The sequence below is a fragment of the Pseudomonas sp. RIT-PI-q genome, assembly GCF_001297125.1.
Lineage (GTDB): Bacteria > Pseudomonadota > Gammaproteobacteria > Pseudomonadales > Pseudomonadaceae > Aquipseudomonas.
The window spans coordinates 133,007-142,681 of record NZ_LHPC01000046.1 but is presented as its reverse complement, the minus strand read 5'-3'; the positions used below and the strand labels follow the sequence as shown (position 1 = coordinate 142,681).

Genomic DNA, 9,675 nt, shown 5'->3' with positions numbered 1-9,675 from the left:
CCCTCCCGCCCAACACCGCTCGTCCCCCGCCAACTCCCGCAGTTGAAATACGCTCCACCACCCCCATATGAGTTGGCATAAGGCATTTTCGCCCCGCTGCGTGGAGACTCTCCCTTGACCACCATCGTTTCAGTTCGCCGCCACGGCAAAGTCGTCATGGGCGGCGACGGCCAGGTTTCTCTCGGCAATACCGTGATGAAAGGCAACGCGAAGAAAGTTCGCCGCCTGTACCACGGCCAGGTGATCGCCGGTTTTGCCGGGGCCACCGCTGACGCCTTCACCCTCTTCGAGCGTTTCGAAGGCCAGCTTGAGAAACATCAGGGCCACCTGGTGCGCGCCGCCGTCGAACTCGCCAAAGAATGGCGCACCGACCGCTCCCTCAGCCGCCTCGAAGCCATGCTCGCGGTCGCCAACAAAGACGCTTCCCTGATCATCACCGGCAACGGCGACGTGGTTGAGCCCGAAGAAGGGCTGATCGCCATGGGTTCCGGTGGCGGCTACGCTCAGGCCGCTGCCAGCGCCCTGCTGAAGAAAACCGATCTGTCGGCCCGCGAAATCGTCGAAACCGCCCTCGGCATCGCCGGCGACATCTGCGTATTCACCAACCACACCTTCACCATTGAGGAGCAGGACCTCGCCGAGTAAGCCTGTTTTGGCCACCACGCCACGGCTCACTTTTACCTGAGGACCGCCAATTACTATGTCCATGACTCCCCGTGAAATCGTCCACGAACTCAATCGCCATATCATCGGCCAGGACGATGCCAAGCGCGCCGTCGCCATCGCGCTGCGTAACCGCTGGCGCCGGATGCAGCTGCCCGAAGAGCTGCGCGTTGAAGTCACGCCAAAGAACATTCTGATGATCGGCCCGACCGGTGTCGGTAAAACCGAAATCGCCCGTCGCCTGGCCAAACTTGCCAACGCGCCGTTCATCAAAGTCGAAGCGACCAAGTTCACCGAAGTCGGCTATGTCGGTCGCGACGTCGAATCGATCATTCGTGACCTCGCCGATGCCGCGATCAAGCTGCTGCGCGAACAGGAAATCACCAAGGTTCGCCACCGCGCCGAAGACGCCGCCGAAGAGCGCATCCTCGACGCCTTGCTGCCACCGGCACGCATGGGCTTCAGCAACGAAGACGCCCCGTCGGCCGACTCCAACACCCGTCAGCTGTTCCGCAAGCGCCTGCGCGAAGGTCAGCTGGATGACAAGGAGATCGAAATCGAAGTGGCCGAAGTGGCCGGCGTCGATATCTCCGCGCCACCGGGCATGGAAGAAATGACCAACCAGTTGCAGAGCCTGTTTGCCAACATGGGCAAGGGCAAACGCAAGAGCCGCAAGCTCAAGGTCAAGGAAGCGCTGAAGCTGGTCCGCGATGAGGAAGCGAGCCGCCTGGTCAACGATGAAGAGCTGAAGGCCAAGGCCCTGGAAGCCGTCGAGCAGCACGGTATCGTGTTCATCGACGAAATCGACAAGGTCGCCAAGCGCGGCAACTCCGGTGGCGTCGACGTGTCCCGTGAAGGCGTGCAGCGCGACTTGCTGCCGCTGATCGAAGGCTGCACGGTCAACACCAAGCTGGGCATGGTCAAGACCGACCACATCCTGTTCATCGCCTCCGGCGCGTTCCACCTGAGCAAGCCGAGCGACCTGGTGCCTGAGCTGCAAGGCCGCCTGCCGATTCGTGTCGAACTCAAGGCGCTGACGCCGGAAGACTTCGAACGCATTCTCAGCGAGCCACACGCGTCGCTCACCGAGCAGTATTGCGCCCTGCTGAAAACCGAAGGCTTGACCATCGAGTTCCAGCCGGACGGGATCAAGCGCATTGCCGAGATCGCCTGGCAGGTCAACGAGAAGACCGAGAACATCGGTGCCCGTCGTCTGCACACCTTGCTTGAGCGCCTGCTCGAAGAGGTGTCGTTCAGCGCCGGTGACCTGGCCAGCGCGCACGACGAAAAGGCAATTCTGATCGACGCCGACTACGTCAACAGCCACCTGGGCGAATTGGCGCAGAACGAAGACCTGTCCCGTTATATCCTGTAAGCCAAATTCCCTTCGGGATATCTGGCTGACGTAAATCTCTGTAGGAGCCGGCTTGCTGGCGATGAGGCCCTCAAGGCCGCCAAAAGCATCGCCAGCAAGCCGGCTCCTACAGTGTTGAGCCACGATCTCCTACAGACGGACATCCGGCCATGACCCAACTCCCCACCGACATCAAACTGCACAAAGCCTCGAAAACCCTGTCGCTGAAATACGCGTCCGGCGAAGAGCATCACCTGCCCGCCGAGTTCCTGCGCGTGCACTCTCCTTCCGCCGAGGTCCAGGGCCACGGCAAACCTATCCTGCAATTTGGCAAGATCGGCGTAGGCCTGACCAAGGTCGAACCGGCCGGTCAGTACGCACTGAAATTGACCTTCGACGACGGCCACGACAGCGGCCTGTTCACCTGGGAATATCTGTACCAGTTGGGCGTGCGCCAAGAGGACCTGTGGAACGATTATCTTGCCGAGCTCAAAGCCGCCGGAAAAACCCGCGACCCGAACGAATCTGTCGTCAAGCTGATGCTCTAATCCGGCCCTCTTGCTCATTAGAGGGCATTTTCTAATTCCATCTGTTTGAATGCTCCGCTTCAGGGCTATTGATTGGCCTGCTTGCGAAAAAAATTAAACTCGGGTAACCAATGGAACTGGCAAGTTCCCTGCAGTGCTCTCTGCCATAAAAGCAGCGATGCAGAATTAACGGTCACCCGAGTTGTAGTACCTGGCATTGGCTGTGTGACTGCACAGTTGGACCCGGTACTCGTCTCAGGACAATGGAGCGTCGTAGATGAGTAACAAGAATAACGATGACTTGAAGTATCAAGCCTCGGAAAACACCTTGGGGCTGAATCCTGTCGTTGGGCTGCGTGGAAAAGATCTACTGGCTTCCGCTCGTATGGTGCTGAGGCAGGCCATCAGGCAACCGATTCACAGCGCCAAGCATGTCGCTCATTTCGGTCTTGAACTGAAGAATGTGTTGTTCGGAAAATCCGAGCTTCAACCGACAAGCGATGACCGTCGTTTTGCCGATCCGGCCTGGAGCCAGAACCCGCTCTACAAACGTTATTTGCAAACTTACCTGGCGTGGCGCAAGGAGCTCCACGACTGGATCGACGACAGTAATCTGCCGCCCAAGGATGTCAGTCGCGGGCATTTCGTGATCAACCTCATGACCGAAGCCATGGCGCCGACCAACAGTGCGGCCAACCCGGCGGCGGTCAAACGCTTCTTCGAAACCGGTGGCAAAAGCCTGCTCGATGGCCTCTCGCATCTGGCCAAGGACCTGGTGCACAACGGCGGCATGCCGAGCCAGGTCAACATGGGCGCGTTCGAGGTGGGCAAGAGCCTGGGCGTGACCGAAGGCGCGGTGGTTTTCCGCAACGACGTGCTGGAGCTGATCCAGTACCGGCCGAGCACCGAACAGGTGCACGAGCGCCCACTGCTGGTGGTGCCGCCGCAGATCAACAAGTTCTACGTATTCGACCTGAGCCCGGACAAGAGCCTGGCGCGATTCTGCCTGCGCAATAACGTGCAGACGTTCATCGTCAGCTGGCGCAACCCGACCAAGGAACAGCGCGAGTGGGGCCTGTCGACCTACATCGAAGCGCTCAAGGAAGCGGTCGACGTGGTCATGGCGATCACCGGCAGTAAAGACGTGAACATGCTCGGCGCCTGCTCCGGCGGCATCACCTGCACCGCTCTGTTGGGCCACTACGCTGCGATCGGCGATAAGAAGGTCAACGCCCTCACTCTGCTGGTCAGCGTGCTGGACACCACCCTGGACAGCGACGTGGCCCTGTTCGTCGACGAGCAGACCCTCGAATCCGCCAAGCGCCATTCCTATCAGGCCGGTGTGCTGGAAGGCCGCGACATGGCGAAAGTTTTTGCCTGGATGCGCCCCAACGACCTGATCTGGAACTATTGGGTCAACAACTACCTGCTCGGCAACGAGCCGCCGGTTTTCGACATCCTGTTCTGGAACAACGACACCACACGGTTGCCTGCCGCCTTCCACGGCGACCTGATCGAAATGTTCAAAAGCAACCCACTGATCCGCCCCAATGCACTGGAAGTGTGCGGCACGCCAATCGACCTGAAGCAGGTCACTGCCGACATCTTCTCCCTGGCCGGCACCAACGACCACATCACGCCGTGGAAGTCTTGCTACAAGTCGGCGCAACTGTTCGGTGGCAAGGTCGAATTCGTGCTGTCCAGCAGCGGGCATATCCAGAGCATTCTGAACCCGCCGGGCAATCCGAAATCGCGCTACATGACCAGCACCGAAATGCCGGTCAAGGCCGAGGAGTGGCAAGAAAACTCCACCAAGCACACCGACTCCTGGTGGCTGCACTGGCAGGCATGGCAGGCCGAGCGTTCGGGCAAGCTGAAGAAGTCCCCGACCACGCTGGGCAGCAAGGCGTATCCAGCCGGTGAAGCTGCACCGGGCACCTACGTACACGAACGCTAAAATGACCCCCGACCTGTAGGAGCCGGCTTGCTGGCGATTGCATCACCGCGGTTTCACCGTTACACAGCAGTGATGCCATCGCCGGCAAGCCGGCTCCTACAGAATGGGGGCCGATCTACCCACAGGGCTTGAAGCATGCCGCAACCGTTCATATTTCGTACCGTCGACCTGGATGGCCAGACCCTCCGCACGGCGGTACGCCCCGGCAAGCCTCACTTGACGCCCTTGCTGATTTTCAACGGCATCGGCGCCAACCTGGAGCTGGTGTTTCCGTTCGTCGCGGCGCTGGACCCGGACCTGGAAGTCATCGCTTTCGACGTACCCGGTGTCGGCGGCTCGTCGACGCCAAATCGGCCGTACCGTTTTCCGGGCCTGGCGAAACTCACGGCGCGGATGCTTGATTATCTCGACTACGGGCAAGTCAACGTGATCGGCGTGTCCTGGGGTGGCGCCCTCGCCCAGCAGTTCGCGTATGACTATCCCGAGCGCTGCAAGAAACTCGTGCTGGCGGCCACGGCGGCTGGCGCAGTGATGGTGCCGGGCAAACCCAAAGTGCTGTGGATGATGGCCAGTCCGCGGCGCTATATCCAGCCGTCGCATGTGATCCGCATTGCGCCGATGATTTACGGCGGCGCGTTCCGCCGCGATCCCACCTTGGCCGCCAGCCATGCGGCGAAAGTCCGTTCGGCAGGCAAGCTCGGTTACTACTGGCAGCTGTTCGCCGGTCTCGGCTGGACCAGCATTCACTGGCTGCACAAGATTCACCAGCCGACCCTGGTGCTGGCCGGCGACGACGATCCGCTGATCCCGCTGGTCAATATGCGCTTGCTCGCCTGGCGAATCCCCAATGCCCAGTTGCACATCATCGATGACGGGCATCTGTTCCTGATTACCCGGGCCGAAGCGGTGGCACCGATCATCATGAAATTCCTTGAGGAAGAGCGGCAGCGTGCAGTGATGCACCCGCACCCGGCGCCATTGGGTGGCTGACCGGCCCCGATTTTTTGTTTATGGAAAGGGGTCGGCAGGACGCCGCGCCGCGCAACAACCCGTAACAGCGTCTATGGTGTTCTGGTTCGGTGTATCTGTATTTGGCCTGAAGACGAAGGAGTGTTGATTCATGCGCGAAAAACCAGCGAGGGACTTTTTGCCCACTCCCGCCGCGTTCATCAACGCGCAGAGTGCGATTACCGGCCTGCGCGGCCGGGATCTGTTTTCGACCCTGCGCAGCGTGGCAGCCCATGGTTTGCGCAACCCGGTGCACACCGCCCGACACGCCTTGAAGCTGGGCGGTCAACTGGGGCGCGTGCTGTTGGGTGAAACCCTGCACCCGACCAATCCGCAGGACAGTCGTTTTGCCGATCCGGCGTGGAGCCTCAACCCGTTCTATCGCCGCAGTTTGCAGGCCTACCTGAGCTGGCAGAAGCAGGTCAAACACTGGATCGACGAGAGCAACATGAGCCCGGACGATCGCGCCCGCGCCCACTTCGCATTCGCCTTGCTCAACGACGCCATGGCGCCGTCCAACAGCCTGCTCAATCCGCTGGCGATCAAGGAGATCTTCAATTCCGGCGGCAACAGCCTGGTGCGCGGTATCAGCCACCTGGTCGACGACCTCCTGCACAACGACGGCCTGCCCAGACAAGTCACCAAACAAGCTTTCGAAGTCGGTAAAACGGTCGCCACCACCACCGGTTCGGTGGTGTTTCGCAACGAGCTGCTGGAGCTGATCCAGTACAAGCCGATGAGCGAGACGCAGTATTCGAAACCGCTGCTGGTGGTGCCGCCACAGATCAACAAGTACTACATTTTCGACCTGAGCCCACACAACAGCTTCGTCCAGTTCGCCCTGAAGAACGGCCTGCAAACCTTCATGATCAGCTGGCGCAATCCGGATGTGCGGCATCGCGAATGGGGGCTGTCGACCTACGTTGAAGCCGTAGAAGAAGCGATGAATGTCTGCCGGGCAATTACCGGTGCCCGCGAGGTCAACCTGATGGGCGCCTGCGCTGGCGGGCTGACCATTGCCGCGCTGCAAGGGCATTTGCAGGCGAAGCGGCAACTGCGTCGCGTCTCCAGCGCCACCTATCTGGTAAGCCTGCTCGACAGTCAGATGGACACGCCGGCGACCCTCTTCGCCGACGAACAGACCCTCGAAGCGGCCAAGCGTCGCTCCTATCAGAAGGGCGTACTGGACGGTCGCGACATGGCCAAGGTCTTCGCCTGGATGCGCCCCAACGATTTGATCTGGAGCTACTTCGTCAACAACTACCTGTTGGGCAAGGAGCCGCCGGCGTTCGACATTCTCTACTGGAACAACGACAACACACGCCTGCCGGCAGCCTTGCATGGCGACTTGCTGGACTTCTTCAAGCACAACCCGCTGAGTCACCCGGGCGGCCTTGAAGTGTGCGGCACGCCGATCGACTTGCAGAAAGTCACGGTCGACAGCTTCAGCGTGGCCGGCATCAACGACCACATCACCCCGTGGGACGCGGTGTATCGCTCGACGCTGCTGCTGGGCGGCGAGCGACGCTTCGTGCTGTCCAACAGCGGCCATGTGCAGAGCATTCTCAACCCGCCCTCAAACCCGAAGGCCAACTATGTCGAAAGCACCAAACTGAGCAGCGACCCACGGGCCTGGTATTACGACGCCAAGCAAACCGACGGCAGTTGGTGGACCGAATGGCTGGTCTGGATTCAAGCACGTTCAGGCGCGAAAAAAGAAACCCACATGGCCCTCGGCAACCAGAACTATCCACCGATGGAAGCTGCACCCGGTACGTACGTGCGTGTGCGCTGAACCTTGAACGCCGCATCCAACCCTGTAGGAGCGAGCCTGCTCGCGATGGCCGTTAACGATTACGCGGGCGGCCTGATTACCCGCGCAGCCTGGATGTCCATCGCGAGCAGGCTCGCTCCCACAGGTTGGCCTGGCCTGATCATTAAGAAGACTGGATGAAAACCCGCGACCGGATCCTCGAATGTGCCCTGCAGTTGTTCAATCAGAAGGGCGAACCGAACGTCTCCACCATGGAAGTTGCCAACGAAATGGGCATCAGCCCGGGCAACCTCTACTACCACTTCCACGGCAAGGAACCGCTGATTCTCGGGCTGTTCGAACGCTTCCAGGCCGAACTGGCCCCCCTGCTCGACCCACCGGCTGATGTCGAACTGGCGCCGGAAGATTACTGGTTGTTCCTGCATTTGATCGTCGAGCGCCTGGCCCACTACCGGTTTCTGTTCCAGGACCTGTCGAACCTCGCCGGGCGTCTGCCGAAACTGGCGAAGGGTATTCGCAACCTGCTGAACGCGTTAAAGCGCACGCTGGCTTCGTTACTGGCGCGATTGAAGGCTCAGGGGCAATTGGTCAGTGACACCCAGGCATTGGGTCAACTGGTGGAACAGATCACCATGACACTGCTGTTCTCGCTGGACTATCAGCGGATTCTTGATCGTGAAGGCGAGGTGAGGTTGGTGGTGTACCAGATCATGATGCTGGTCGCGCCGCACCTGTTGCCGCCGATCAAGGCGGCGACCGAGCAGATGGCGATGCAGTACCTCGAAGAACACGAATAACCCTTTGTAGGAGCTGGCTTGCCAGCGAAAGCGGACTGTCACACAACATCAATGTTGAATGTGAGGGCCCTTTCGCTGGCAAGCCAGCTCCTACAGGGGATTGTGGCGTTCATTGAACCGTGCATAAACAAAAACGCCCGACCTTTGCAGGCCGGGCGTTTTCTTGAGCCCTGAAAATCAGGACTGACTGGTTGGCGTCGATGGAGCTGGCGCGGCAGTCGGGGTTACAGCAGGGGTCGGCGCGGCAGCAGAGTTCGATGTGCTGACTGGCGCTACCGGGGTTGCCGGTTTGGCGGCAGCCACTGCTGGTTTTGGCGCGGCGGCTTTCGGCGCTGCCGGTTTTTTCACGGCCGGTTTTTTCGCTGCAGCAGGTTTAGCTGCTGGTTTGGCCGCTGCGGTTTTAGCTGCAGGTTTCGCTGCTGGCTTAGCCGCTGCTTTTGCCGCAACCGGTTTGGCCGCTGGCTTGGCTGCTGCAGGCTTGGCTGCTGCGGTTTTGGCCGCTGGTTTGGCAGCCGGTTTAGCGGCAGCCTTGGCCAGTGGTTTGGCAGCGGTTTTAGCAGCTGCAGGTTTTGCCGCCGCAGTTTTCGCCGCAACAGGCGCAACCTTGGCACCGGTGAGTTTTTCGATTTGCTTGGTCAGGGTATCGACCTTGCTGTGCAGCGCTTTCACTTCGTTGCGGCTCGGAACGCCCAGGCGCGAAATGGCGCTGTTCAGGCGCTTGTCAAAAGCACCTTCCAGCTCATCCCACTTGCCCAGCGCACGATCTTTCACGCCAGTGATACGCGACTTGGCCGACGTGGCAGAGTCCTTGGCAGCATCAACTTTCTTGCCCACGGCACTCTTGGTGAGCTTCTCGGCTTTCTCGCCGTCTTTGACCAATGTATCGAAGAGCTTGCTGCCGTCAGTGTCGATCTTCGAGTACACGCCTAAACCAGCCAGCCAGATTTTGCGGGAGTAGTCTTCGACCTTCCCGATCCACGAGCTGCCTTCTTTGTCAGTTGTCTTTTTACCAGCCATCCCGTTCTCCTTAAGATTTACGCGCGACGCGTTCGAGCAATGCCGTCAGCTCATCGAGCTTGACAGAGAGTGTCTCAACGTCATGTTTAGACGGAATGCCGATACGATTCAAGGTACTTGCGACACGCGAGTCAAAAGCCTTCTCGACCTTGTCGAGTTGAAGTTCGACCTTGCCTTTGAAAGTGCTCACTTCACTCTTGGCTTCATCGATCTCGGCATTCGCTGCTTCAAGCTTCTCGGCAACGACTTTTTTGCCTTTGCTTTCAACTGTTTGACCCGCTTTTACGAGTTCTTGAAAGTACTCGCTGCCCTCTTGGCCGACCTTGGCGTAGGCACCCAGGCCTGCCAGCCAGATCTTGCGGGCATAGGATTTGACGTCGCTCAGAGCCGTTGTCGAAGCGTCGATTTTTTTCTTCAAAATAACTTTGGCCATGGTGCACCTCACGCGCAGAAGGTTTGAGGAACTGCCCGGATAAGTGTCGGGCTCAGGCACAAAGTAGTGAGATTAATTAGAAACGGCACCCTAACAACTGACATGAATCGGTGGAAAAGATCGCAGCCTCGTTGCACTCGACAGC

At 59.5% G+C, this 9,675-nt stretch carries 9 protein-coding genes; 7 read left to right on the top strand and 2 right to left on the bottom strand.

The genetic code is table 11. From position 1 onward, the window contains the following. Positions 1–114: 114 nt before the first annotated feature. The 7 genes from hslV (at position 115) to AEQ67_RS25025 (ending at position 8,080) form a co-directional block, all read left to right on the top strand. Positions 115–645: an ATP-dependent protease subunit HslV gene (gene hslV, locus AEQ67_RS25055; protein ID WP_007899242.1), complete on the top strand. Its 531-nt coding sequence runs from the start codon at positions 115–117 to the stop codon at positions 643–645. A 55-nt stretch (positions 646–700) separates the two neighbouring features. Next, complete coding sequence (hslU, locus tag AEQ67_RS25050; protein ID WP_059406466.1) at positions 701–2,038, top strand: ATP-dependent protease ATPase subunit HslU; 1,338 nt, start codon at positions 701–703, stop codon at positions 2,036–2,038. A 149-nt stretch (positions 2,039–2,187) separates the two neighbouring features. Then, positions 2,188–2,565, top strand: coding sequence for a gamma-butyrobetaine hydroxylase-like domain-containing protein (locus AEQ67_RS25045; protein WP_008025216.1), 378 nt, complete (start codon positions 2,188–2,190; stop codon positions 2,563–2,565). A 256-nt stretch (positions 2,566–2,821) separates the two neighbouring features. Then, entirely contained in the window at positions 2,822–4,501 is a 1,680-nt protein-coding gene (phaC, locus tag AEQ67_RS25040; RefSeq protein WP_059406465.1) for a class II poly(R)-hydroxyalkanoic acid synthase, read from the top strand. 135 nt (positions 4,502–4,636) lie between these two features. Next, positions 4,637–5,491, top strand: a complete 855-nt coding sequence (phaZ, locus tag AEQ67_RS25035; RefSeq protein WP_059406464.1) for a poly(3-hydroxyalkanoate) depolymerase — start codon at positions 4,637–4,639, stop codon at positions 5,489–5,491. Positions 5,492–5,621: 130 nt separating this feature from the next. Continuing rightward, on the top strand, positions 5,622–7,304 hold the full coding sequence (gene phaC / locus AEQ67_RS25030; RefSeq protein WP_059406463.1) for a class II poly(R)-hydroxyalkanoic acid synthase: 1,683 nt from the start codon (positions 5,622–5,624) through the stop codon (positions 7,302–7,304). A gap of 155 nt (positions 7,305–7,459) precedes the next feature. After that, positions 7,460–8,080, top strand: a complete 621-nt coding sequence (locus AEQ67_RS25025) for a TetR/AcrR family transcriptional regulator (RefSeq protein ID WP_059406462.1) — start codon at positions 7,460–7,462, stop codon at positions 8,078–8,080. Between the two features lie 177 nt (positions 8,081–8,257). On the opposite strand, the gene AEQ67_RS25020 is transcribed toward AEQ67_RS25025, so the two are convergent. Together AEQ67_RS25020 and AEQ67_RS25015 are read right to left on the bottom strand one after the other, a co-directional pair. Beyond that, positions 8,258–9,097 carry a phasin family protein gene (locus tag AEQ67_RS25020; protein WP_059406461.1) on the bottom strand — a complete coding sequence of 280 codons (840 nt, stop codon included), beginning with the start codon at positions 9,095–9,097 and terminating at the stop codon, positions 8,258–8,260. 10 nt (positions 9,098–9,107) lie between these two features. Continuing rightward, on the bottom strand, positions 9,108–9,530 hold the full coding sequence (locus tag AEQ67_RS25015) for a phasin family protein (RefSeq protein WP_059406460.1): 423 nt from the start codon (positions 9,528–9,530) through the stop codon (positions 9,108–9,110). Positions 9,531–9,675: the final 145 nt, after the last annotated feature.

Coding starts and splice junctions, on each gene's coding strand:
- phaC (WP_059406463.1), top strand. CDS start 5,622: ATGCGCGAAAAACCAGCGAGGGACTTTTTGCCCACTCCCGCCGCGTTC.
- AEQ67_RS25025 (WP_059406462.1), top strand. CDS start 7,460: ATGAAAACCCGCGACCGGATCCTCGAATGTGCCCTGCAGTTGTTCAAT.
- phaZ (WP_059406464.1), top strand. CDS start 4,637: ATGCCGCAACCGTTCATATTTCGTACCGTCGACCTGGATGGCCAGACC.
- AEQ67_RS25015 (WP_059406460.1), bottom strand. CDS start 9,530: ATGGCCAAAGTTATTTTGAAGAAAAAAATCGACGCTTCGACAACGGCT.
- AEQ67_RS25020 (WP_059406461.1), bottom strand. CDS start 9,097: ATGGCTGGTAAAAAGACAACTGACAAAGAAGGCAGCTCGTGGATCGGG.
- AEQ67_RS25045 (WP_008025216.1), top strand. CDS start 2,188: ATGACCCAACTCCCCACCGACATCAAACTGCACAAAGCCTCGAAAACC.
- phaC (WP_059406465.1), top strand. CDS start 2,822: ATGAGTAACAAGAATAACGATGACTTGAAGTATCAAGCCTCGGAAAAC.
- hslU (WP_059406466.1), top strand. CDS start 701: ATGTCCATGACTCCCCGTGAAATCGTCCACGAACTCAATCGCCATATC.